This window comes from Aquamicrobium terrae (assembly GCF_052978165.1).
In genome coordinates, this window is sequence record NZ_JBRKLZ010000001.1 from 2,920,204 (window position 1) to 2,943,904 (window position 23,701).

Consider the following 23,701-nt stretch of genomic DNA (forward strand, 5'->3'; position numbering starts at 1 on the left):
ATGGACAAGCTTGAAACGGTCGACCTGACCGAACAGCAGAAGAAGGCGCGCCGCCGGCGGTCGATCGCCATCGGGCTGGCGCTGGCCGCGCTGGTCGTCATATTCTATGTGGCGACCCTGGCGAAGTTCGGCCCCGCCGTGCTGAACAGGCCATTGTGAGGCGACAGATGACGAGCGCGCCACAAACGGACGAAGCCCGCCAGAAAAGCAACCGCAGGATCGCCGGGTTCTGCGTCGCCTTCTTCTGCGGCATGGTCGGCATGGCCTATGCGGCCGTGCCGCTCTACACGCTGTTTTGCCAGGTCACCGGCTATGGCGGCACCACGCAGCGCGTGACGCAATATTCCGACCGGGTGCTGGACCGCGACATCACCATCCGCTTCGACGCCAATACGGCCGGCGGCGTGCCGTGGAAGTTTGCGCCGGTCGATCGCTCGGTCACCGTCAAGATCGGCGAGACCGCCCAGGCGCACTACACCGCCACCAATCTGGCGCCCAAGCCGACCGGCGGCCGCGCCACCTTCAACGTCACGCCGGAAGCGGCCGGCGCCTATTTCAACAAGGTCGAGTGCTTCTGCTTCACCGACACCACGCTCGCTTCGGGCGAGACGATGGACATGCCGGTGATCTTCTTCGTCGATCCGGACATCGTCGAAGCGCCGGAACTGAAGAACGTGAAGACCATCACCTTGTCCTACACCATGTTCCCGATCGACGCGGCCGAACCGGTGACGACGGGCTCGATCGACACGGACAACCAACCCACCACGAACACCGAAGCAAATGTCGGGGGCTGATATGGCTGAAGCGCACGCGAAACAACACGACTATCATATCCTCGATCCGAGCCCCTGGCCGGCCCTGGGCTCGCTCGGCGCCCTTGTCATGTGCGTCGGCGGCGTCTTCTGGATGCAATACCTGAAGGGCAACGAGTTCCCGATCTTCGGCGTCAACATGGCGTCGCCGTGGCTGTTCTTCATCGGCCTGCTGATCGTGCTCTACACCATGTATGGCTGGTGGTCGGACACGGTGAAGGAAGCCCATGAGGGCCACCACACCCGCGTCGTGTCGCTGCACCTGCGCTACGGCATGATGATGTTCATCGCCTCCGAGGTGATGTTCTTCGTCGCCTGGTTCTGGGCCTTCTTCGACGCCAGCCTGTTCCCCGGCGAGGCGGCGCAGTATGCGCGCGCCGAATATACGGGCGGGATCTGGCCGCCGAAGGGCATCGAGGTGCTCGACCCCTTCTACCTGCCGCTCTACAACACCATCATCCTGCTGCTCTCGGGCACCACCTTGACCTGGGCGCACCACGCCCTGCTGCACAATGACCGCAAGGGCCTGATCACCGGTCTTGCGATCACCGTGGCGCTCGGCATCCTGTTCAGCTTCGTGCAGGCCTACGAGTACGTGCACGCCCCGTTCAACTTCAAGGACTCGATCTACGGCGCCACCTTCTTCATGGCGACCGGCTTCCATGGCTTCCACGTCATCGTCGGAACCATCTTCCTGATCGTGTGCCTGATCCGTGCCATCCGCGGCGATTTCACCCCGAAGCAGCATTTCGGGCTCGAGGCCGCCGCCTGGTACTGGCACTTCGTTGACGTGGTGTGGCTGTTCCTGTTCGCCACCATCTATGTCTGGGCTTCGGTCGGCGCGACCATCGCCGTCCACTGAGGGTGAGCGGATAGCATCGACAAGGGCGGCTGCGGCAACGTGGCCGCCTTATCTTTTGCCGGTTCGGGGTGATAGGATCGATCCATGTCGAATGAAGGAAATCCGTCCGGTGAGGACAAGGCGCTGTGGGCGCCTGTCGACCCGGTGCGCGCCGGACTGGCCGGGCGCTGCCCGCGTTGCGGGGAGGGGCGGCTGTTCTCCGGTTTCCTCGCGGTCGGCAAGGAATGCACGAATTGCGGCCTCGACTATTCCTATGCCGATGCGGGTGACGGGCCGGCGGTGTTCGTCATCCTCATCATCGGCTTCATCGTCGTCGGCCTCGCCCTTTGGGTGGAGGTGACCTATAGCCCGACGCTGCTGATCCATTTCCTGCTCTGGATTCCGCTGTCCCTCGCCCTGGGATTGCTGTCGCTGCGCTGGATCAAGGGCATCCTGCTGACGCTGCAATATGCCAACAAGGCGGCCCAGGGCCGGCTGGACCGGGACGAATGAGCGGAACGCAGGAAGCCAGCGTCAAGACGCCCTCGCGCGGCCGCATGTGGCTGGCGGGCGTGCTGGGCATCGCCGCCATGGCCGTGCTCCTTGCGCTGGGCACATGGCAGGTGCAGCGCCTTCACTGGAAGGAATCCCTGCTGGCCACCATCGACCAGCGCATGCACGCCGCCCCGATATCGCTGACCGAGGCGGAGCGGCTTTTCGCGCAGACCGGCGACGTGGACTATGTTCCTGTCACCGTCACCGGCAGCTTCCTCCATGAGGGGGAGCGACATTTCCTTGCGACGTGGAAAGGACAGGCGGGTTTCTTCGTCTACACCCCCCTGCGGCTGGAGGATGGCCGCTTCCTGCTGGTGAACCGTGGTTTTGTGCCCTACGGCATGAAGGACGCGTCGAGCCGCGCCGAGGGCCAGGTGCCGGGCACGGTTTCGGTCACCGGTCTCGCCCGCAACCCGCTGTCGGAAAAGCCGTCCGGCATGATGCCGGACAACGATCTCGCCAAGAACGTCTTCTACTGGAAGGACCGCGACGTCATGGCGGCGTCCGCCGGCCTGCCTTCCGGCTATGCCTTGGTGCCGTTCTTCGTCGATGCCGACGCCGCGCCCAATCCCGGCGGCTGGCCGGTGGGCGGGGTCACGTTGATCGACCTGCCCAACAATCACCTTCAATATGCGGTGACGTGGTATGGGCTCGCCGCGGCGCTCGCCGGCGTGCTCCTGGTGTCGTGGGCCGGACGGCGGAGGTCTCCGCGGCGCTGACGGGGGCCGGCGCGCGCGCCGCCCTTGACAGGATGGCCATGCTCGCCCATGTCGGGCTGACAGGCTGGAGCAGTTCCGGCAAGGATGCGCAATGCCCTTGCGCCGGGAATTGCGAACAGAGCAAGGACAAGATGCTTCAGACCAGACCGGCCGAGGCCGCAACGACCGAGACCAAGCCGCCGCTGACGATCCGGCTCTGCCAACCGCGCGGGTTCTGCGCGGGCGTGGATCGGGCGATCCAGATCGTGGTGCTGGCGCTCAAGAAATACGGCGCGCCGGTCTATGTGCGCCATGAGATCGTGCACAATCGCTATGTGGTCGAAGGCTTGCAGAATCTCGGCGCCGTGTTCATCGAGGAACTCAGCGAGATCCCGGACGATCACCATCACTGCCCCGTGGTGTTCTCTGCCCATGGCGTGCCGAAATCGGTTCCGGCCGATGCGGTGGAGCGCAATCTCTTCTATCTCGACGCCACCTGCCCGCTGGTCTCCAAGGTCCACAAGCAGGCGATCCGCCATCATCGCCATGGCCGCCATGTGCTGCTGATCGGCCATGCCGGCCACCCTGAGGTCATCGGCACGATGGGGCAATTGCCCGAAGGCGCGGTGACGCTGATCGACACGGAAGACGATGCGCGCACCTTCGTGCCGGCCGATCCGGAGGCGCTGGGCTTCGTCACCCAGACCACGCTATCGGTCGAGGACACGGCCCATATCCTGGAAGCCTTGCAGGAGCGCTTTCCGGCCATGCAGGCGCCGGCGGCCGAGTCGATCTGCTACGCGACGACCAACCGTCAGGAGGCGGTGAAGGAAACCGCGCCCGGCGCCGATCTTTATCTGGTGGTCGGGGCGCCCAATTCGTCCAACTCGCGCCGGCTGGTCGAGGTGGCGGAGCGCGCAGGCGCGCGCATGTCGCTGCTGGTGCAGCGCGCCAGCGAGATACCGTGGAACGAGATCGGCGACATCGCCACGCTCGGGCTTTCGGCCGGCGCGTCGGCCCCCGAAATCATCGTCGACGAGATCATCGATGCCTTCCGCGCCCGGTTCGATGTCACCGTGGACCTCGCCGTCACCGCAACCGAGACCGAGGACTTTCCGGTGATGCGCGTGCTGCGCGATGTGGAGCTCACCCCGGCCGACATGGCCTTCGTCAACGGCGAGAGATAGCAGGCAGGCATGGCCGTCTACACCGATGTCACCGAGGGTGAGCTGGGCGCGTTCCTGCGCGACTATCCGGTCGGCGAACTGCTGTCCTACAAGGGCATCGCCGAGGGAACCGAGAATTCCAACTTCCTGCTGCACACCAGCGCCGGTTCCTTCATCCTCACCCTCTACGAGAAGCGTGTGGAGAAGTCCGATCTGCCGTTCTTCCTCGGCCTGATGGACCATCTGGCGGGCAAGGGCATTTCCTGCCCCCTGCCGGTGCACCGCCACGATGGCGGGATCATCGGCATGCTGGCTGGCCGGCCGGCCGCCATCATCACCTTTCTCGAAGGCATGTGGCCGCGCCGCCCGGCGGCCGCGCATTGCCGGGAGGTGGGCAGGGTGCTGGCGTCGATGCATCTGGCGGGCGCCGATTTTCCGATGACGCGCCCGAACGCGCTGGCGCTCGACGGCTGGCGCGATTTGTGGGCGGCCTCGCGGGAGCGCGCCGACGAGGTCGAGGCCGGCCTGGCGCGCGAGGTCGATGCCGATTTCGCTGCCTTCGAACGGGATTGGCCTGCCGATCTGCCGAGCGGCATCATCCATGCCGACCTGTTCCCCGACAATGTGTTCTTCCTCGGCGAGAAGCTGTCGGGGCTGATCGATTTCTATTTCGCCTGCAACGACCTGCTTGCCTACGATCTCGCCACCTGCCTCAACGCCTGGTGCTTCGAGAAGGATTTTTCCTACAACATCACCAAGGGTTCGGCCCTGCTCGCCGGCTACCAGAGCGTGCGGCCGCTGACGGAAGCCGAGAAGCAGGCGCTGCCGATGCTGGCGCGCGGCTCGGCCCTGCGTTTCATGCTGACCCGGCTCTATGACTGGCTGCACGGGCCGTCCGGCGATCTCGTCATCAAGCGCGATCCTGCCGAATATATCCGCAAGATGCGCTTCCATCGCGCAATCGTCTCGCCGCAGGAATATGGACTGTCATGAAGCGCGTGGAGATTTTCACCGACGGGGCCTGCTCCGGCAATCCGGGGCCCGGCGGCTGGGGCGCCATTTTGCGCTTCAACGGCGCGACCCGCGAATTGTCGGGCGGCGAGGCGCAGACCACCAACAACCGCATGGAGCTGATGGCCGCGATTTCGGCGCTGAACGCGCTGAAGGAGGCGTGCGAGGTCGATCTGCACACCGATTCCAACTATGTGAAGGACGGCATTTCAAGCTGGATCGACGGCTGGAAGCGCAGGGGCTGGAAGACGGCGGACAACAAGCCGGTCAAGAACATGGAACTGTGGCAGGCGCTGGACGAGGCCCGCCGCCGCCACAAGGTGACGTGGCATTGGGTCAAGGGCCATGCCGGCCATGCCGAGAACGAGCGCGCCGACGAATTGGCCCGCGAGGGCATGGCCCCGTTCAAGAAAGGGCCCGTGCGGACTGCGGCCGCGGTGCCGAAACCGGATATGGAAAAACCGGCACGGGCAAAGCCGCGCCGGTCATCGCAGAGCTACTGAGGGCCGGTTTCCCGGCCCCTGCCGTCAAAGCTGTTCGAGAATTTTTGCCGCCGCGGTCTCGTCGGCCCTGCCGGGGACCGGCTCGATGTTGAGCGCGACCACCTTGCCGTCGTCGACGATCATGGAAAAGCGCTTGGAGCGCAGGCCCATGCCGGCGCCGCTGAGGTCGATGTCGAGGCCGAGCGCCTTGACGAAGGTGCCGCTGCCATCGGCCAGATAGAGGATCTTGCCCTCGCCGCCGGTGAATTTTTCCCAGGCGCCCATCACGAAGGGGTCGTTGACGGCGACCACGGCGATGGTGTCGACGCCCCGGGCGCGGATGGCGTCGTTGTTTTCCAGGTAGCCCGGCAGGTGGTTGTTGTTGCAGGTGGGCGTGAAGGCGCCGGGCACGCCGAACAGGACGACCTTCTTGCCGGCAAAGACCTCGGCCGTCGTCACTTCCTTGGCGCCGTCGGCGGTCATCGTCTTCAGGGTGGCTTCAGGCAGCTTGTCGCCAACAGAGATCGTCATTGCAATTCCTCACCAAATCAAAGGGACGCGACAGCGATAGCGGACTATGCCTGCCGCCGCAATGACGCGCGGTCAGGGATAGGGCAGGAAGCCTGAAACCGCGCCGGCGGACGATGTCAGTGTATAGGGCAGGCCCTGTCCGTCCGGCTTGTGCGCAGGCTTCGCCACCACCGGCACCTCGAACACCAGCTTGCCGTCCGCAGGCTTGGCAACCGGGGTGGCGAAGGCGTAGCCACCCTCGCCGGCAAGGAACAGCTCGGCCGATCTGGCGTCCTCGGGCAGCGTGGCCTCCACGGTGAGCGTGTCGTCCGAAGCCGTGGCGATGCTGGCCTCGAAGCCGGGCGAGGCCGGGGCGGGAAGGGCAGCCAGGGCGTTGTGCACCATGGCCTCTTCCACCACCTGCTGCGAAGACCGGTCCGGATCGACGACGAGATCGGCATGCACGGGTATGCAGATCCTCTCGCACATGCCGATCATCACCTTCGCGGCGATCGTGGCCGGCTGGTGATGCCCGGCCAGCGTGAACTGGATCGGCAACAGCACGGAACTGTCATAGCCCGCCCATTCGGAATAGCCGTCGTCATGGCGCGTCGGGGCGGGAAAGGAGAGTTCCGCCTGCCGGACCTCGGGGCCATCGACCATGATCTGCGGCGGCACGCCGCTGTCGCCGGGATCGCGCCAGTAGGTCTTCCAGCCGGGCTTCAACTCGATCTGCAGCACGCCGCGCAGGTTTCCGCCGGCATCCGGCTGGTTCGCGGTGACGATGCGGATGCGGCCCCCCTCGCTGACATGCCAGTCGGACGAGGCGGCATGGGCTGGCGGACCGGACAGCGTGGCGGCAATCAACAGGGCCGGAAGGATCGACAGGCTGCGCATGGGCCCGATTTGATCTTCTCGCGCCATGGCTGCAACCACTTTCGGCGTAAGCCGGCCATCATTTTTGCGTGAGCACCTGTCGCATGGCTTGATCGCGACGAGGCCGGCGCGACATTGCCCCATCTTTCAAGTGCCGCGGAAACGCGCTAACTTTCCTCCCATGGATATTTTGTCCGGCAAGAACGCGGACTCGGGGCGCGGCGGTTTCCTCGAAGACCAGTTCCTCATTGCCATGCCCGGCATGAAGGACGACCGCTTCGCGCGCTCGGTCATCTATGTCTGCGCCCACAGCGAAGAGGGCGCGATGGGGCTGATCATCAACCAGACCCAGCAGATCCTGTTCCCCGACCTTCTCGTGCAACTCGGCATCATGAACGAGCAGGAGGCGATCCGCCTGCCGCCGCCGGCGCGCGATCTGGTGATCCGCAATGGTGGCCCGGTCGACCGCAGCCGCGGCTTCGTGCTGCATTCGGGAGACTACCGCGTCGAGTCCTCGCTCAATGTCGCCCAGAACATCTGCCTCACGGCGACGGTGGATATCCTGCGGGCCATCTCCACCGGGCGCGGCCCGCGCCGGGCGCTGATGGCGCTCGGCTATTCCGGCTGGGGCGCCGGCCAGCTCGAAACCGAGATCGCCCAGAACGGCTGGCTGACCTGCCCGGCCACGCCGGAACTGCTTTTCGATGCCGACATCGAGAGCAAATACGATCGCATCCTCGCCTCGATCGGCATCGACATCGCCCACCTGAGTTCAAGCGCCGGCCACGCCTGATCCGTTGCCGGCTGTCAGGCTTGCGCGAGCGGGTACTGTTCCTTCAGCAGCTTGATGACCTGATCGCCGCCGACCGGGGGGCCGAACATGAAGCTCTGCACATATTCGCAGCCGATCTGGCGCAGTTCCAGCGCGTCGCTCTGGTCCGACACGCCTTCCGCGACCACCGAAAGCCCCAGCTCATGCGCCATGTTGACCATGGATTTGATCAGCATGGTGCGCTTGGGCGTGGTGTCGTCGACAAAGCTCTTGTCGATCTTGATGGTGTCGAAGGGGAAGCGGGTGAGGTAGGCGAGCGACGAATAGCCGGTGCCGAAATCGTCGAGCGACAGGCCGATGCCGAGGCGTTTCAGCTTGTTCAGCACATGGGCGGTCTGCTCGGGATTGTCCATCACCAGGGATTCGGTGAGTTCCAGCCGGAAGCAGCGCGCCTTGAGGTTAGCGCGCGCGAGGATGGACCGCACGTCGCTGACCAGGTCGCGGCGGATGAGCTGGCGGCTGGACAGGTTGACCGAGACCGAGAGCGGCACGTCGCCGATCTGCTTCTGCCAGGAAACGAGGTCCTCGGCGGCCTTCTGCATGGCGAACAGGCCGAGCGGCACGATCAGCCCGCAATTTTCCGCTACCGGGATGAAATCGGCCGGCGGGATCATGCCGCGGCGCGGATGCTCCCAGCGCATCAGGGCCTCGAAGCCGGCGATGCTGTTGTCCTCCAGCCGCACGATCGGCTGGTAGGCAAGGGTGAGTTCCTTGCGCTCGATGGCGCGCCGCAGGTCGGACTCGAACTGCAGCTTGTCGGTGCCGACGGTGCGGAAGGAGGGGCGGAACGGCTCGATCCTGTCGCCGCCGAAGCGCTTGGCCTGATGCAGCGCCAGTTCGGCATCCTTGACCATGTCCTCGGCCGAAGTCTGGTCCGATGTCCAGGTGATCAGGCCGATCGAGGCGGCCAGCACGATCTCGCGCTTGGCGAAGGTGATCGGCGCGCTGATGGCGTGCCTGATGGCATCGGCCACGGCAGCGATGCGCGCCGGCTCCTGCTCGGAAAGCAGCATCAGTGCGAACTGGTCGCCGGCGAAGCGCGACAGCGAATCCTGCGGCTTCAGCAGCCGGTGCAGGCGCCGCCCGATGGTGAGCAGGATGGTGTCGCCGGCCGAGATGCCCAGCCCGTCATTGACCTGCTTGAAGCGGTCGATGTCGATGACGAACACGGTCGGCCGCACCTTCTCCTCGGTGCGAGCTATCGCGATCACGGCCTCCAGCCGGTTCATGAACAGCTCACGGCTGGGCAGGCCGGTGAGGTTGTCGTGCACGGCATCGTGCAGCAGGCGTTCCTCCGCCTTCTTGTGCTCGGTGACGTCGATCATGGTGCCGACGCAACGGATGACCTCGCCGTCGGAGCCGATCACCGGGCGGGCGCGCAGCGCGAACCAGTGATAGTGGCCGTCGGCGCCGCGCAGCCGGAACTGCTGGGCGACGCGCCCGCGCCGGTGCTCCAGCACGATGTCGAGCGTGGTGCGGAAGGCGTCGCGGTCGTCGGCGTGCAGGACGGGAAGCCAGTTGCGCGCCGGGCCGCCGAGGCTGTTGGGCTCGAGGCCGAGCTGGGTGCTGATGTCGGGACGGGTGACCACGCGGTCACGCAGCACGTCCCAGTCCCATACGGTGTCGCCGGCGCCCATGACGGCCAGCGCCTGCCGCTCGATGTCGGAGAAAAGGCCCTGATGCAGCGCACCCCCGGCAAAGGCATGCTGCATGACGGTGAAGCCTATAAGCAGGATGATGAGGATCAGCCCGCCGCCCAGCGCTGGCTGCACGATGTCGTTGTCGAGCAGGCCGGTCACCGCCATCCATGAACCGGTGAGCCACAGGAGCACCATCACCCAGCTCGGCACCAGCATGATGGCGCGGTCGTAGCCGCGCACGCCCAGGAGCACGATCAGCCCGATGCCGACCAGCGCGGTGGCGGCGAAGGAGAAGCGGGCGATGCCGGCGGCGATCGGAGGGTCGATGATGGCGATGCCGGCGATCAGCGCCAGGCACAATATCCACACCAGCGCGCCGTAGCTGAAATGGCCGTGCCAGCGGTTGAGGTTGAGATAGGTGAACAGGAACACGACGAATGTCGCGGCAAGGCCGATCTCCGTTCCCGCTCGCCATATCTGCTCGTTGCCGGGCGACATCTCGATGATCTTGGCGAGGAAGCCGAAATCGACGCAGATATAGGCCAGCACCGCCCAGGAAAGGGCGGCCGTTGCCGGGAACATGGAAGTGCCCTTGACCACGAACAGGATGGTCAGGAACAGGGCGAGCAGGCCGGCGATGCCGATGACGATGCCGCGATAGAGCGTGTAAGAGTTGATGGAATCCTTGTAGGCTTCCGGCTCCCACAGGTAGACCTGCGGCAGCTTGGGCGAAGCGAGGTCGGCCACGAAGGTCACCACCGCGCCGGGATTGAGCGTCACGCGGAAGACGTCGGCGTCGGGGCTTGCCTGCCGGTCGAGCGCGAAGCCCTCGCTGGGCGTGATGGCGGCGATGCGGGTGGAGCCGAGGTCGGGCCAGAACAGGCCGGAATTGACCAGCCTGAAATGCGGCGCGACGATCAGCCTGTCGATCTGCTGGTCGGTGGTGTTGGCGAGTGCGAACACGGCCCAGTCGCCGGTCGAGCGGTTGTCGTTGGCCTCGACCTCGATGCGGCGCACGATGCCGTCCGGGCCGGGCGCGGTGGAGACCTGGAAGTTCTCGCCCTGGTTGCGGTAGATTTCGACGGCCCCGGAAAGGTCCAGCGCCACATCGTCGCGCGCGATCTTGATCGGTTCGACCGCATGCGCCGCGGCAAGCTGGAAAAGGAGAGCCATGGCTGCGAGAAGGGCGGCCAGCAGCGACCTCGCTTTCGGAGATATCGTCAAAGTCAGTCCTTCATTCACATAGCCGGCAGGTCGTCGTCGACGATGCGGGCATAGAGATAGTGGTCCTGCCAGATGCCATTGATCTTCAGGTAAGACCGCAGCAGTCCTTCGCGCCGGAATCCGGCTTTTTCAAGCACGCGGACCGATCGAATGTTTTCGGGAATACAGGCAGCTTCGATCCGGTGCAACTTCAGCTCGCCGAAAGCGAAACGCGAAAGCGTCTTCACCGCGTTGGTCATCAGGCCCTGCCCGCCATAGGGCTGGCCGATCCAGTAGCCGATCTGGGCGCTCCTGGAGACGCCATGGCGGATATTGCCGAGCGTTATGCCGCCGGCCAGCTTGCCGTGGCTTTTCTCGAAGATGAAAAAGGCCATGGCGCAGCCTTGCGCATGGTCCTGGCGATAGTGGTTGATGCGCAGGCGCCAGGCGGTGCGTTCCAGCTCGTCCGGCATCCAGCGCGGTTCCCAGGGCTCCAGGAAGGCGCGGCTGGCCGCGCGCAGCTCCGCCCATTCGCGGTAGTCGCCGATCTGCGGCAGGCGCAGCCGAACCTTCTCGCCTTCCAGTGCCGGCGTCTCGCGGCGAATGAAGGGAAGGGCGAACACGGCTGCGGAGAAGGCTTACACGGCTAGCCGGTGCGGCATCGCCGTGGAGGAGGGCAGCGAACCGACGACGGACTCATAGGACGTCAGCGTGCCGACGGGGCCGACCGCTGCCAGCGTGGGCTTGGTGGAGAACAGCCGGCCGGACAGGTCGGTCAGCCGCTCCACGGTCAGCGCCGACAGGCGCTCCATGAGTTCTTCCTTCGGGATCGGCCTGCCGAACAGCAGGAGCTGGCGGGCGATCTGCGAGGCGCGGCTGGCGGGGCTTTCGCCCGACATGATGAGGCCCGCGCGATATTGCGCCCGCGCGCGGTCCAGCTCCTCCTGCAGGATGCCCTCGCCGGCCTTCTGCAATTCGCCGGCGATCACCGGCACCAGCTCGGCCAGGTTGTTCTGGCCGGTGGCGGCATGGACGCCGAAGATGCCGGTATCGGAAAAGCCCCAGTGGAAGGCATAGACCGAATAGCAGAGGCCGCGCTTTTCGCGCACTTCCTGGAACAGGCGGGACGACATGCCGCCGCCGAGGATCATCGACAGCACCTGCGAGGCATAGAAGTCGCGCACGTGATAGGCGCGGCCCTCGAAGCCGAGGATCACCTGCGCATCCATGAGGTCGCGGTCCTCGCGGAAGTCGCCGCCCACATATTGCGCATATTGGGAGATGGCGCCCTGCGCATGCGGACGGAAGCCGCCCAGCCTGCTTTCGACCTCGCGCACGAAATCGTCATGCTTCACGGCGCCGGCGGCGACGACGATCATGCGGTCGGCGCCATATTCGCGCTGCATGAAGCGGTGCAGCTGCGCCGAGTTGAACGACAGGACCGTTTCCGGCGTGCCGAGGATGGAGCGGCCGAGCGTCTGGTGGCGGAAGGCGGTTTCGGTGAAGCGGTCGAAGACGACGTCGTCGGGCGTGTCGTGGGCGGCGCCGATCTCCTGCAGGATGACGTTCTGCTCGCGCTCCAGCTCTTCCGGGTCGAAGGTGGAATTCTGGAGGATGTCGGCCAGCAGGTCGACCGCCAGCGGAACGTCGTCCGCCAGCACGCGGGCGTAGAAGGACGTGGTTTCGACGCTGGTTGCGGCATTGATCTCGCCGCCGACATTCTCGATCTCGGACGCGATCTGGAAGGCGGTGCGCTCGGCGGTACCCTTGAAGGCCATGTGCTCGAGCAGGTGCGCCATCCCGTGCTCGTCGTCACGCTCGTTGCGGGCACCGGACTTGACCCAGACGCCGAGGGCGACGGAATCCATGCTTGGAAGGGTTTCGGTGGCGACTGTCAGGCCGTTCGACAGACGGCTTACCTCAACACCCATATAGATCAGGCTCCCTACCTGTGGATCGCCGCGCGGCCGGGGCGGCGCACGCAAGACGATCTGACAATTTGATAGAGCACCGGCCGAAAACCGGATTCCACCTTCCGGTCGATGCGCTAGGCCCGCGTGTGGCGGGAAATATGATCTTCCAACATTTTTTTGTCCGATGGAAGCACTGTGTAGTTTTCCTTTGCGCTCATCAGGCCGGAGAGCCAGGCGGGCAGGGCGGGAGCGATGCCGCTGGCCGCTTCGACCGCGGCTGGGAACTTGGCCGGATGGGCGGTGCCGAGGATGACGTTGGGGGTGGCCGATCCGCCCTTCTGCGCCGCGACATGCACGGCGGTGGCCGTGTGAGGATCGAGCAGGTAGCCATTGGCGGCAAGGGTGGCGCGGATGGTTTCGGCGGTCTCATCCATCGTGGAGCGGCCGGCGTCGAAGCCCTCGCGGATCGTCTCGATCTCCTGCCGCTCGATGGTGAAGGCGCCGGACTGCCGGAGCCCGTTCATGTAGCGCCGCACCGTTTCGGCATTGCGCCCCGAGGCCTCGAACAGCAGGCGCTCGAAATTGGACGACACCTGGATGTCCATAGAGGGCGAAGTCGTGGCGACCACGCCCTGCATCCGGTATTCGCCGGTTGCCAGCGTGCGGGCCAGGATGTCGTTGTCGTTGGTGGCGATGGTCAGCATCTCCACCGGCAGCCCCATGCGCCTGGCGGCATAGCCTGCGAAGATGTCGCCGAAATTGCCGGTCGGCACGGTGAAGGAGACCGGCCGGTCCGGCGCGCCGAGGGAGAGGGCGGAGGTGAAATAGTAGACGATCTGGGCCATGATGCGCGCCCAGTTGATCGAGTTCACGCCAGACAGCGCCACGCGGTCGCGGAAGGCATGGTCGTTGAACAGTTCCTTCACCAGTCCCTGGCAGTCGTCGAAATTGCCTTCGATGGCGAGCGCGTGGACATTGTCGGCCGTCGAGGTCGTCATCTGGCGCTGCTGCACCGGCGATACCTTGCCGTGGGGAAACAGGATGAAGATGTCGGTGCGGCTGCGCCCGGCGAAGGCCTCGATGGCCGCGCCGCCCGTGTCGCCCGACGTGGCGCCGACGATGGTGGCGCGCTGGTCGCGTTCCGTCAGCACATGGTCCATCAGGCGGGCCAGCAGTTGCATGGCCACGTCCTTGAAGGCGAGCGTGGGGCCGTGGAACAGTTCCAGCACGAAGCTATTCGGGCCGAGTTGCACCAGCGGGCAGATTGCCTCGTGGCGGAAGGTGGCATAGGCCTCGTTGACCAGCTTCTCCAGAACCGGCGCGGCGATCTCGCCGCCGACGAAGGGCGTCAGCACGCGCAGCGCGACCTGCTGATAGGTCAGGCCGCGCATGGCGCGGATCTCGGCTGCCGAGAATCGCGGCCACTCCTGCGGCAGGTAAAGGCCGCCGTCGCGCGCCAGCCCGGCAAGGACGGCATCGGAAAAGCCGAGACGAGGCGCTTCGCCGCGAGTGCTTATGTAGTTCATGAAGAATATTCCGTCGTTACCAGCCAGCGGGCGTGTGGATTTGTCGCTTTCGTCAGTCGCATTTTCGCCGCCGGATTGCTATAGGACACCACCGTCGCGAGAGGGAAGTGCACTTCATGGTGGTTGCTACATCGAATTTTCGCTTTTTCACGGGCCTGGCTCTTTCCGGCCTGATGCTGGCGATAGCCGGGTGCCAGTCGAACAGCGGCGATGTGCTGAAGGTGCAAGGCAATCAGGCAGCCAGCGCGTCCGGCGAGAAGGTGCTGGCCAGCGAGTTGATGGCCTATTGCCCGACGCTGACGCTGCGTGAGGGAACCGCCTATTTCAACACCTATGCGCGGGGCGGGCAGGGTGATCCGAGCAAGATCGTCTACCAGGCCTCGATCAGCGAGGTGACGCGCGACTGCAAGCGCGGCAACGGCCAACTGACCATGAATGTCGCGGCCGCCGGCCGCGTGGTGCCCGGGCCGCAGGGCGCTGCCGGTTCCATCACCATGCCGATCCGCGTGGTGGTGACGCGTGGCAGCGACGTGCTCTATTCGCAGCTTCACCAGTACAAGGTGCAGGTGAACAGCACCTCGTCCGCCACCCAGTTCGTGTTCACCGATCCCAATGTGACGGTTCCCGAGCCGACGTCGCGCAACTACCAGGTCTTCGTCGGCTATGACGAAGGCCCGCCGAAGGCCAAGGCCGAGGAGCAGCCGAGGCGCGTGGTGCGCAGGAAGCGTCCGGCCCCGGCTCCAGCCGCGCAGCCGGCGCCGCAACCGGCCACGACCACCTCGGAATCCGATATTCCGCGCTGATGGCCACATGAAAAAGGCCGCTGCAAAGCGGCCTTTTGTTTGCGGCTGTCAGGCTTCCTCGGACCAGTGCAGCAGGGCGTCGAGCACGCCCTTCAGGTCTGCCCAGCGGCGGATGACCGTCTCCGCGCCTGCCTCCATCAGCACGTCGGCATGGCCGGGATAGCTGTGGGCGCCGCCGGTGAAACCGATGACGCGCATGCCCGCCGCCCGCGCGCCGGCAATGCCGTGCACCGAATCCTCGATCACGAAAGTGCGCGCCGGATCGGCCCCGAATTCCTTGGCCGCGTACTGGAACACGTCCGGTGCCGGCTTTGTCCTGCCGGTCGGCAGTTCGGGCGCGGAAAAGACCGGTCCCTTGAACAGGGGCAGGATGCCGGTCTTCTCCAGCATGGCGCGGATACGGTCGCTGGGCGAATTGGAACAGATGCAGCAGGGCCACGGAACCTGCATGATGGCCTCGCGCACGCCGTCCACGGCCCGCACGTCCTGCCGCAAGCGCCGGTCCACGGCCGCCTCGGCCTTGTCGATCAGCGTGGCCTGCAAGGGCAGGCCGGAGATTTCCTCGATGCGCAGCAAGATGTCCTTGAAGGTGAGGCCGGCATAGGTCTGCGCCAGTTCCTCCGCCGATATCTCGAAGCCGGCCTCGGTCAGCAACTCGGCTTCGACGCGCGCGGCGATGATCTCGGAATCGACCAGGACGCCGTCGCAGTCGAAAATGATGAGGTCTGGCTTGTCCATGGAGGTCCGCAGTTCGAATTGGGGGAAGGGGCACCGGCAACCGGTGGCGCGGGCATACATCAAGGTGCGCCGGCGCGCAAATCACGCTGCAAGCTTCACCGATTGTTTACGCTGATCGGTAACCATAACGGCGAGTAAACAGTAACGCGTATCCTGGGTGTGCCAAATGTCTGCAGTACGTCGTCTCGGCGAGTTTTCCGGTGTGTCTTCGAAGCCGGCCCAGACAGGGGAATGGCTGGACACGATCCTCAAGGGCGACTGCGTGGCGGCCATGAACCGTTTGCCCGACGCCTCCGTTGACGTCATCTTCGCCGACCCGCCCTACAACCTCCAGCTCAATGGCGATCTGCACCGTCCCGACCAGTCGAAGGTCGATGCCGTGGACGACGAATGGGACCAGTTCGAGAGCTTCGAGGCTTATGACGCCTTCACCCGCGCCTGGCTGCTGGCCGCGCGCCGCGTGCTGAAGCCGAGCGGCACGATCTGGGTGATCGGCTCCTATCACAACATCTTCCGGGTCGGCGCGAAGATGCAGGATCTCGGCTTCTGGATCCTCAACGACATCGTCTGGCGCAAGACCAACCCGATGCCGAATTTCCGTGGCCGCCGCTTCCAGAACGCGCATGAGACGATGATCTGGGCCTCGCGCGACGCCAAGGCCAAGGCCTACACCTTCAATTACGAAGCCATGAAGGCGGCCAATGAGGACGTGCAGATGCGCTCCGACTGGCTGTTCCCGATCTGCACCGGCAATGAGCGGCTGAAGGACGCCAAGGGCGAGAAACTGCATCCGACCCAGAAGCCGGAGGCGCTTCTGGCGCGCGTCATGCTGGCCTCGACCAAGCCGGGCGACGTGGTGCTCGATCCGTTCTTCGGCTCCGGCACCACCGGGGCCGTGGCCAAGCGCCTCGGCCGGCATTTCGTCGGCATCGAGCGCGAGCAGGGTTATATCGACGCCGCCATGGAACGCATCGAGGCGGTGAAGCCGCTGGGCGCGACCGAACTGACCGTGCTGACCGGCAAGCGTGCGGAGCCGCGCGTGGCCTTCGGCAGCCTGGTCGATACGGGCCTGGTGAAGGCCGGAACCACGCTGTGGGATTCCAAGCGCCGCTGGTCGGCCAAGGTGCGTGCCGACGGCACGCTGTCGATCGGCGAGGATGCCGGCTCGATCCACAAGATGGGCGCGCGCGTGCAGGGGCTCGACGCCTGCAACGGCTGGACGTTCTGGCACTATGAGCGCGCCGGCGGCCTTACCCCCATCGACGAGCTGCGTCGCATCGCGCGCCTCGGCATGGAGAAGGCCGGAGCCTGATCTAGATCCTGATTCCGCGCGCGGCGAGATCGCGTTCGAGCGCGCGGGCATCGGTGAACAGCACCGCCTGCCAGCCGGCGGCCATGGCGCCGTCGACATTCTTCTGGCTGTCGTCGATGAATAGCGCGGCGGACGGCTCGAGGCCGAAACTGGTGGCGTGATGATCGTAGATGGCGCGGTCGGGCTTGATCAGCCCGATTTCGCCGGAAACGGTGATGCCGCGCGGCTTTTCGAGGAAGGGAAAGCGGACCCGCGCTTCCGAAAACGTGTCGGCGGCCCAGTTGGTCAGCATGGTCACGTCATGGCCGCCCGCAACCAGCCGTTCCAGAAGGGCGACGCTGTCGTCATAGGCATGCGGCACCATTTCGTGCCAGTGGCGGCGGAAGGCGCGGATGTTGTCGGCATGGGCCGGATGCTCGGCGACCAGCAGCGCCTCTGCCTCCTCCCACGAGCGGCCGCGATCCTGCTCGATGTTCCAGGCGCTGGTGCAGACATTGTCGAAGAACCATCGGCGCTCCGCCGGGTCCGGGATGATGCGGCTGAACGGAATATCCGGGTCGTAGTGGACCAGCACCTTGCCGATGTCGAAAACGATGTGGCGGATTTCCATGCGTTCATCCCTTCTTTCGTTTCGTTGCCCCGGGAATGGCTGACTCGATGGCCTTTTTCATGACGGTGGGCAGGGCCTCGCCGGCAAGCTCATGCGGCAGCGACCAGAAATGGCCGGCCGGCGCGCTGCCTTGGAAGCCGGCGCGATAGACGGCCAGTTCCAGCGCGAAATGCGTGAACACATGGGTGATCTGCCCGGCCCGCTCCCATTGCGACGGGAAGGGAGCGGCGGCCGCTGAGGTTTCGCCGTTTTGTCTGGCGGTCCAGGCGGTGGTGGGCACCTCGGTCATGCCGCCGAGCAGGCCCTTTTCCGGGCGCTTGCGCAAAAGCACGGCGCCATCGGCGCGGATCGCGACGAAGGCCGCCCCCTGGCGCGTCGGCTTTTCGGGCTTCGCCAGCTTCACCGGGTAGAGTTCGGGATCGCCGGCGGCGAGCGCGTCGCAATCCTCGCGCAGCGGGCACAACATGCATTTCGGCCGGCGCGGCGTGCAGATCGTGGCGCCGAGATCCATCGTCGCCTGCGCGAAATCGCCCGGCCGGTCGGCCGGCACCATCTGCTCCACAAGAGCGCGGATTTCCGTCTTGGCCTGGGGCAGCGGCGTTTCGATGCGGAACAGCCTGGAAATGACACGCTCGACATTGCCGTCCACCACGGCGGCGGGCCGGTCGAAGGCGATGGAGGCGATGGCCGCAGCCGTATAGGGTCCGACGCCGGGCAGGGCGCGCAGGCCTTCCTCCGTATCGGGAAACGCCGCGCCGCGTGAGGCGACGAGATCAGCGCATGCTTTCAGGTTGCGGGCGCGCGAATAATAGCCGAGCCCGGCCCATGCCTTCATGATGTCGTCATTGGCGGCGGCAGCGAGCGCGGAAACGCTCGGCCAGCGGCCGACAAAGGCATTGAAATAGGATTTCACCGCCTCGACCGTGGTCTGTTGCAGCATGATCTCGGAGAGCCAGACGCGGTAGGGATCGGGCCGCTCGCCTTTCGCGAGCGCGGCAGGGCCTGTCCGCCATGGCAGTTCGCGATGGTGGGCGTCGTACCACTCCAGAAGTCTGGCCGCGATGGCGGGCTTGCGGCTTTTGTCCTGCGGTGCCATTGATCGGGAAATGCCGGTTTCCGGTGCCTGAGGTTCGAGAATTCGTCGCTGGAGTACGCACATGGCAGGGAAACCCTTCGCGGGCAATCCCGTTCCGGTCAGCGATCTGGCAACGGGCATCCTCGATCCGGTGCTGCGCAAGCGCGCCGGCATATCGGTCGGCCTCGTCCAGTCGTGGGAAGAGATCGTCGGCGAGCGGCTGGCTTCGAGCTGCCGGCCGGAGAAGATCCAGTGGCCGCGCCGCATGCGCGAGGAAGACCCCTTCGAGCCGGCGGTTCTGGTCATCGCCTGCGAAGGGCTGGCGGCGCTCCACATCCAGCACCAGAGCGGCGAGATCATCGGCCGCGTCAACGCCTTCCTCGGCTTCGCCGCCATCGGCCGCATCCGCATCGTGCAGAAGCCGCTGACGGGCACGACGCGCAAGAAGCCGCCAACCCTGCGGCCCCTGTCCCAGCCAGAAAAGGCGAAGCTGGCGCGCACGGTCGGCAAGATCGAGGACGAAGGCCTGCGTGCCTCGCTGGAACGGCTGGGTGAAACCGTACTCGGCCGCAAGAAGCAGGGCTGAGGCGACGCCATCGCGCTTTCGTGATCATGCGGACACGGCTTGATGATTGGCTTGGCTACCGGAATGCCTTAATTGGCCGCGACTCTCGCTTTTACTTGGCTTCACGTTGCACAATCGAAAAACAATCGGGTGATTCGCATGACCTTGTCCCGCAGAACTGTCCTGTCTTCCCTGGCCGTGGTGCCCGCAGGACTCATCCTGTCGGCCTGTAGCGATTCCGGGCAGGAGAGCACCGCCGCCAACGCCGCGCCCGCCTCGGCCGCTTCCGCCGCGCCGCAACCTTCCGGCACGCTGGACATGGCCGAGGTGCTGAAGCCGGGCGCCTTGCCCGACAAGGCCAAGGGCAGCGACGACGCCAAGGTCACGGTGGTCGAATATGCCTCAATGACCTGCTCGCACTGCGCCAATTTCGCCGTCAACACTTATCCCGAGGTGGAGAAGAAGTACGTCGACACCGGCAAGGTGCGCTTCATCCTGCGCGAATTCCCCTTCGATCCGCGCGCCGAGGCCGGCTTCATGCTGGCACGCTGCGCCGGCGACAACTATTTCCCGATGGTGGACGTGCTGTTCAAGCAGCAGCAGAACTGGGCGGCGGCAGAGAACGTCAAGGACGCGATGTTCCAGCTTGCCAAGCTTGCCGGTTTTACACAGGAGAGCTTCAACGCCTGCTTGACGGACCAGAATCTTCTTGACCAAGTGAGGGCTGTCCAGAAGCGCGGTGCAGAGGAATTCAAAATCGACTCCACGCCGACCTTCATCATTAACGGAAAAGTCTACAAGGGGGCTTTGTCGATTGACGAAATCTCGGCGGTCATCGATCCGCTGCTTTGACGTCTCGGCAGCATCGGGGCGGCCCGCCATCGGCGCGCCGCCGTCCCTGATGCACGGCGTCCCGGTTCCTGACCGAGGGCGCGCATGAAGTTCTCGCGCCTTCGCCTGCTTGGCTTCAAGTCATTCGTCGAACCCGGCGAATTCGTCATCGAGCGCGGCCTGACCGGCATCGTCGGGCCGAACGGCTGCGGCAAGTCCAACCTTGTCGAGGCCCTGCGCTGGGTGATGGGCGAAAGCTCCTACAAGAACATGCGCGCGTCCGGCATGGACGACGTGATCTTTTCCGGTTCCTCCACGCGCCCCGCCCGCAACACGGCCGAGGTGACGCTGTTTCTCGACAATGCCGACCGTACCGCGCCGCCGGCCTTCAACGACGCCGACGAGTTGCAGGTTTCCCGCCGCATCGAGCGCGAGGCCGGCTCGGTCTACCGTATCAACGGCAAGGAAGCGCGCGCCAAGGATGTGCAGCTTCTGTTCGCCGACCAGTCGACCGGCGCGCGCTCGCCCTCGATGGTGGGACAGGGCCGCATCGGCGAGCTGATCCAGGCCAAGCCGCAGGCACGGCGCGCGCTGCTCGAAGAAGCTGCCGGCATTTCCGGCCTGCATACGCGCCGCCATGAGGCGGAACTGCGCCTGCGCGCCGCCGAGCAGAATCTCGAACGGCTCGACGATGTGGTCGGCGAGCTGGAAGGCCAGATCGAAAGCCTGAAGCGGCAGGCGCGGCAGGCCTCGCGCTTCAAGAACCTGTCCGCCGATATCCGCAAGGCCGAGGCGACGCTTCTGCACCTGCGCTGGAGCGCCGCCAAGGCACAGGAGGGCGAGGCGCGTTCGGCATTGGCCGAGGCGACGTCGCTGGTCGGCGATCGCGCCGCCGCCCAGATGAATGCCGCCAAGGAACAGGCTATCGGCGCTCACAAGCTGCCGGAGCTGCGCGAGGTCGAAGCCGCCGCGGCCGCCGCGTTCCAGCGCCTGTCCATCGCCAGCGCCCAGCTGGAGGAGGAGGCGAAGCGCATCCGCTCGCGCCAGTCCGAACTCGATCGCCGCCTCGAGCAGCTCGACGCCGACATCGCCCGCGAGGAGCGCATGGTGGCCGAGAACGCCGACGTTCTGGAGCGGCTTGCCGAGGAGGAAGCGCTTCTCAACGAGGAGAATGCGGGCGCCGCCGAGCGCGAGGCGGCGACGCGCGCGGCGTTCGAGGCCGCCGCCGAAACGCTTGGCCACAGCGAGGAAAAGCTGGCGCGGCTGACCGCCGAGCGCGCGGAAGCCGCCGCTTCCCGCAATCAGGCCGAGCGTTCGCTGCGCGAAGCCGGCGAACGCCGCGACCGCTTCGCGCGCCAGCTCGGCGAGATGGACCGCGAGCTGTCGGAGATCGGGGCGCGCATCTCCGGCCTGGCCGATCCGGCCGAGAAGAGGCTTCTGGTCGAGCAGGCCGAGGCGGCTCTGGAAGAGGCTGAAGCGGCTGTCGAAGCGTCCGAGCAGGCGGTTGCCGAGGCGCGAGAGGCCGAAAATGCCGCGCGCGGCCCGTTGCAGGATGCGCGGGCGGAACTGGCCCGCATCGAGACCGAGGCGCGCACGCTGGCGAAGATGCTCAATGCCGGCGGCGGTGACCTGTTTCCGGCCGTGCTGGAGCAGATCACCGTCGAGCGCGGCTTCGAGACCGCGCTGGGCGCGGCCTTGGGCGAGGATCTCGACGTGCCGCTGGACCGCAGCGCGCCGGTGCATTGGGGCGATGTCGCGTCTTCGGACAGCGATCCGGCGCTGCCGCAGGGCGTGCGAAGCCTTGCCTCGGTGGTGCGCGCGCCGGGCCAACTGGCACGTCGGCTGGCGCAGATCGGCATTGTGGATGCGGCGGGAGGACCGGTCCTCCAGCCGTCGCTTGCGCCCGGCCAGCGGCTGGTGACGCGTGAAGGCGCCTTGTGGCGCTGGGACGGGTTCACCGCCAGCGCCGATGCGCCCACGGCGGCAGCCCTTCGGCTGGAACAGAAGAACCGGCTGGCTGAACTCGATGCGGAGGCGATTGCCGCGACGCGGGCCGTACGGGCGGCGCAAGAGGTGTTGGCCGCGGCGGAAGCGTCGATCCGCACCCATGCCGAGGCCGAGCGCACCGCGCGGCAGGCGTTGCGCGAGACCCAGGCGCAGCTCGACGGGGCCCGCACCGCGCTGGCGCAGGCGGAGCGCGCCGCCGGCGAGATCGCCAGCCGCCGCGATGCGCTGGAGGATGCGCGCCAGCGGCTGATGGAAGAACTGGAGGAAGCCTCGGCGCTGCATGGGCAAGCCGAGGAGGCGCTGCGCGATGCGCCCGATCCGGGCGATCTGCAGCTTCGGCTGGAACAGGCCGCAGCAATCGTGTCGGACGATCGTGCCGCCCTTGCCGACGCCCGTGCCGTGCATGACGGCCTCAGCCGTGAGGCGGAAGCCCGGTCGCGCCGGCTTCAGGCGATCGAGGGCGAGCGTCGCAACTGGCTGATACGGGCCGAGAATGCCGACAGCCATATCCGCGCCCTGCATGAACGGCGCGCCGAAGCGCTCGAGGAGCGCGAGGCGCTGGCCGACGCGCCGGATGAATTCGACCAGCGCCGTCGCGCGCTGCTGTCCGAGCTTTCGCGTGCCGAAGCGCAGCGCAAGGATGCCGCCGACCGTCTTCAGGAGGCCGAAAACCGGCAGGCCGGACTGGACAAGGCCGCGACGGCCACCATTCAGGGGCTGGCCGAAGCCCGCGAGGCGCGCGCCCGCGCCGAGGAACGGCTGACAGCGGCCGACGAACGGCGGCAGGAGGTCGAGGCGCGCATTCAGGAGGCGCTGAACACGCCGCCGCATCTGGTCATCCGCCACACCGGCTTACAGCCGGACGACCCGATGCCGGACATGGGCAATGTCGAACGCACGCTGGAACGGCTGAAGATCGAGCGCGAGCGGCTGGGCGCGGTCAATTTGCGCGCCGAGGAAGAGCAGCGCGAGCTTGCCGGGCGGCTGGAAACCATAGTTTCCGAGCGCGACGACGTCATCGAGGCGATCCGCAAGCTGCGGCAGGCGATCCAGAGCCTCAACCGCGAGGGGCGCGAGCGCCTGCTGGCTGCCTTCGAGGTGGTCAACGGCCATTTCCAGCGCCTGTTCGCGCATCTGTTCGGCGGCGGCACGGCCGAATTGCAGCTCATTGAATCCGACGATCCGCTGGAGGCGGGGCTTGAGATTCTCGCCCGTCCGCCCGGCAAGAAGCCGCAGACCATGACCCTGCTTTCGGGCGGCGAGCAGGCGCTGACGGCGATGTCGCTGATCTTCGCCGTCTTCCTCACCAATCCGGCGCCGATCTGCGTGCTGGACGAGGTCGACGCGCCGCTGGACGACCACAATGTCGAGCGGTTCTGCAACCTGATGGACGAGATGTCGGCGTCGACGGAGACGCGCTTCGTCGTCATCACCCACAACCCGATCACCATGGCCCGCATGGATCGCCTGTTCGGGGTGACCATGGCGGAGCAAGGCGTGAGCCAGCTCGTATCGGTCGACCTGCAGGAGGCCGAGGCCCTGCGTGAGGCGGGTTGAGAGAATAATTCAACTACAACCTGTAGTAGTTCTCAGGCATTTGGCGATCACGTTCTGTGCAAAGCTGATATCGTTCTTGTTCGGCGCGATTGACGCTTCCGACTTATCGCGCTGATATGAAAGGTGTTTGCAGTC

General features: G+C 65.9%; 23 protein-coding genes. 14 read left to right on the forward strand and 9 right to left on the reverse strand.

The annotated features are described in order from the left end of the window. The 8 genes from ACVCNR_RS14300 (at window position 1) to rnhA (ending at window position 5,589) form a co-directional block, all read left to right on the forward strand. Window positions 1–159: a cytochrome c oxidase system small membrane protein gene (locus tag ACVCNR_RS14300; protein WP_354196686.1), complete on the forward strand. Its 159-nt coding sequence runs from the start codon at window positions 1–3 to the stop codon at window positions 157–159. 8 nt (window positions 160–167) lie between these two features. Continuing rightward, a complete protein-coding gene (locus ACVCNR_RS14305) occupies window positions 168–797 on the forward strand; it encodes a cytochrome c oxidase assembly protein (protein WP_447075233.1) in 630 nt (209 codons plus the stop codon). Window position 798: 1 nt separating this feature from the next. Further along, the gene (locus ACVCNR_RS14310; RefSeq protein ID WP_354196690.1) at window positions 799–1,677 is read left to right on the forward strand and encodes a cytochrome c oxidase subunit 3; all 879 of its coding nucleotides are present in this window, start codon (window positions 799–801) and stop codon (window positions 1,675–1,677) included. 84 nt (window positions 1,678–1,761) lie between these two features. Continuing rightward, window positions 1,762–2,169: a DUF983 domain-containing protein gene (locus ACVCNR_RS14315; RefSeq protein WP_447075234.1), complete on the forward strand. Its 408-nt coding sequence runs from the start codon at window positions 1,762–1,764 to the stop codon at window positions 2,167–2,169. Next, on the forward strand, window positions 2,166–2,930 hold the full coding sequence (locus ACVCNR_RS14320; protein WP_447075235.1) for an SURF1 family protein: 765 nt from the start codon (window positions 2,166–2,168) through the stop codon (window positions 2,928–2,930). Before ACVCNR_RS14315 ends, ACVCNR_RS14320 begins: the two co-directional genes overlap by 4 nt. Before the next feature lie 131 nt (window positions 2,931–3,061). After that, the gene (gene ispH, locus ACVCNR_RS14325) at window positions 3,062–4,096 is read left to right on the forward strand and encodes a 4-hydroxy-3-methylbut-2-enyl diphosphate reductase (protein WP_354196694.1); all 1,035 of its coding nucleotides are present in this window, start codon (window positions 3,062–3,064) and stop codon (window positions 4,094–4,096) included. Window positions 4,097–4,105: 9 nt separating this feature from the next. After that, on the forward strand, window positions 4,106–5,068 hold the full coding sequence (locus ACVCNR_RS14330; RefSeq protein WP_354196696.1) for a homoserine kinase: 963 nt from the start codon (window positions 4,106–4,108) through the stop codon (window positions 5,066–5,068). Next, on the forward strand, window positions 5,065–5,589 hold the full coding sequence (gene rnhA, locus ACVCNR_RS14335) for a ribonuclease HI (protein WP_354196698.1): 525 nt from the start codon (window positions 5,065–5,067) through the stop codon (window positions 5,587–5,589). The genes ACVCNR_RS14330 and rnhA overlap by 4 nt, the downstream gene beginning before the upstream one ends. Before the next feature lie 24 nt (window positions 5,590–5,613). Here the strand turns inward: rnhA and ACVCNR_RS14340 are convergent, their stop codons facing one another. Together ACVCNR_RS14340 and ACVCNR_RS14345 are read right to left on the reverse strand one after the other, a co-directional pair. After that, window positions 5,614–6,099, reverse strand: a complete 486-nt coding sequence (locus tag ACVCNR_RS14340; RefSeq protein WP_447075236.1) for a peroxiredoxin — start codon at window positions 6,097–6,099, stop codon at window positions 5,614–5,616. A gap of 72 nt (window positions 6,100–6,171) precedes the next feature. Then, window positions 6,172–6,975 carry a protein-disulfide reductase DsbD domain-containing protein gene (locus ACVCNR_RS14345; RefSeq protein ID WP_447075237.1) on the reverse strand — a complete coding sequence of 268 codons (804 nt, stop codon included), beginning with the start codon at window positions 6,973–6,975 and terminating at the stop codon, window positions 6,172–6,174. Between the two features lie 160 nt (window positions 6,976–7,135). Here ACVCNR_RS14345 and ACVCNR_RS14350 point away from each other — a divergent pair, with 160 nt between their 5' ends. Beyond that, the gene (locus tag ACVCNR_RS14350; RefSeq protein ID WP_354196702.1) at window positions 7,136–7,747 is read left to right on the forward strand and encodes a YqgE/AlgH family protein; all 612 of its coding nucleotides are present in this window, start codon (window positions 7,136–7,138) and stop codon (window positions 7,745–7,747) included. A 14-nt stretch (window positions 7,748–7,761) separates the two neighbouring features. Here the strand turns inward: ACVCNR_RS14350 and ACVCNR_RS14355 are convergent, their stop codons facing one another. The 4 genes from ACVCNR_RS14355 to thrC all read right to left on the reverse strand — a co-directional run bounded on the left by ACVCNR_RS14355 (window position 7,762) and on the right by thrC (window position 14,068). After that, window positions 7,762–10,599: an EAL domain-containing protein gene (locus tag ACVCNR_RS14355; RefSeq protein WP_354196781.1), complete on the reverse strand. Its 2,838-nt coding sequence runs from the start codon at window positions 10,597–10,599 to the stop codon at window positions 7,762–7,764. 65 nt (window positions 10,600–10,664) lie between these two features. Further along, window positions 10,665–11,252 carry a GNAT family N-acetyltransferase gene (locus ACVCNR_RS14360; protein WP_447075238.1) on the reverse strand — a complete coding sequence of 196 codons (588 nt, stop codon included), beginning with the start codon at window positions 11,250–11,252 and terminating at the stop codon, window positions 10,665–10,667. A gap of 15 nt (window positions 11,253–11,267) precedes the next feature. Beyond that, a complete protein-coding gene (locus ACVCNR_RS14365; RefSeq protein WP_354196706.1) occupies window positions 11,268–12,560 on the reverse strand; it encodes a M16 family metallopeptidase in 1,293 nt (430 codons plus the stop codon). Between the two features lie 116 nt (window positions 12,561–12,676). Then, window positions 12,677–14,068, reverse strand: coding sequence for a threonine synthase (gene thrC / locus ACVCNR_RS14370; protein ID WP_447075239.1), 1,392 nt, complete (start codon window positions 14,066–14,068; stop codon window positions 12,677–12,679). Window positions 14,069–14,184: 116 nt separating this feature from the next. On the opposite strand from thrC, the gene ACVCNR_RS14375 reads away from it, so the two are divergent. Beyond that, window positions 14,185–14,871 (forward strand): hypothetical protein, encoded by a 687-nt coding sequence (locus ACVCNR_RS14375; protein WP_447075240.1) that lies wholly within the window; start codon window positions 14,185–14,187, stop codon window positions 14,869–14,871. Window positions 14,872–14,919: 48 nt separating this feature from the next. Here ACVCNR_RS14375 and ACVCNR_RS14380 read toward each other — a convergent pair whose 3' ends face one another. Then, window positions 14,920–15,609 carry an HAD family hydrolase gene (locus tag ACVCNR_RS14380; RefSeq protein ID WP_447075241.1) on the reverse strand — a complete coding sequence of 230 codons (690 nt, stop codon included), beginning with the start codon at window positions 15,607–15,609 and terminating at the stop codon, window positions 14,920–14,922. Window positions 15,610–15,775: 166 nt separating this feature from the next. Here ACVCNR_RS14380 and ACVCNR_RS14385 point away from each other — a divergent pair, with 166 nt between their 5' ends. Continuing rightward, window positions 15,776–16,921, forward strand: coding sequence for a site-specific DNA-methyltransferase (locus ACVCNR_RS14385; RefSeq protein ID WP_447075242.1), 1,146 nt, complete (start codon window positions 15,776–15,778; stop codon window positions 16,919–16,921). A 1-nt stretch (window position 16,922) separates the two neighbouring features. On the opposite strand, the gene ACVCNR_RS14390 is transcribed toward ACVCNR_RS14385, so the two are convergent. Both ACVCNR_RS14390 and mutY read right to left on the reverse strand, forming a co-directional pair. Further along, the gene (locus ACVCNR_RS14390) at window positions 16,923–17,531 is read right to left on the reverse strand and encodes an HAD family hydrolase (RefSeq protein ID WP_447075243.1); all 609 of its coding nucleotides are present in this window, start codon (window positions 17,529–17,531) and stop codon (window positions 16,923–16,925) included. A 4-nt stretch (window positions 17,532–17,535) separates the two neighbouring features. Beyond that, window positions 17,536–18,627 carry an A/G-specific adenine glycosylase gene (gene mutY, locus ACVCNR_RS14395; protein WP_447075244.1) on the reverse strand — a complete coding sequence of 364 codons (1,092 nt, stop codon included), beginning with the start codon at window positions 18,625–18,627 and terminating at the stop codon, window positions 17,536–17,538. A 61-nt stretch (window positions 18,628–18,688) separates the two neighbouring features. On the opposite strand from mutY, the gene ACVCNR_RS14400 reads away from it, so the two are divergent. From ACVCNR_RS14400 to smc, 3 genes are all read left to right on the forward strand, one after another. Then, entirely contained in the window at window positions 18,689–19,192 is a 504-nt protein-coding gene (locus ACVCNR_RS14400) for a DUF721 domain-containing protein (RefSeq protein WP_447075245.1), read from the forward strand. Window positions 19,193–19,330: 138 nt separating this feature from the next. After that, window positions 19,331–20,023 carry a DsbA family protein gene (locus ACVCNR_RS14405; RefSeq protein ID WP_447075705.1) on the forward strand — a complete coding sequence of 231 codons (693 nt, stop codon included), beginning with the start codon at window positions 19,331–19,333 and terminating at the stop codon, window positions 20,021–20,023. Between the two features lie 84 nt (window positions 20,024–20,107). After that, complete coding sequence (gene smc / locus ACVCNR_RS14410; protein ID WP_447075246.1) at window positions 20,108–23,566, forward strand: chromosome segregation protein SMC; 3,459 nt, start codon at window positions 20,108–20,110, stop codon at window positions 23,564–23,566. The last annotated feature ends 135 nt before the right edge of the window (window positions 23,567–23,701 follow it).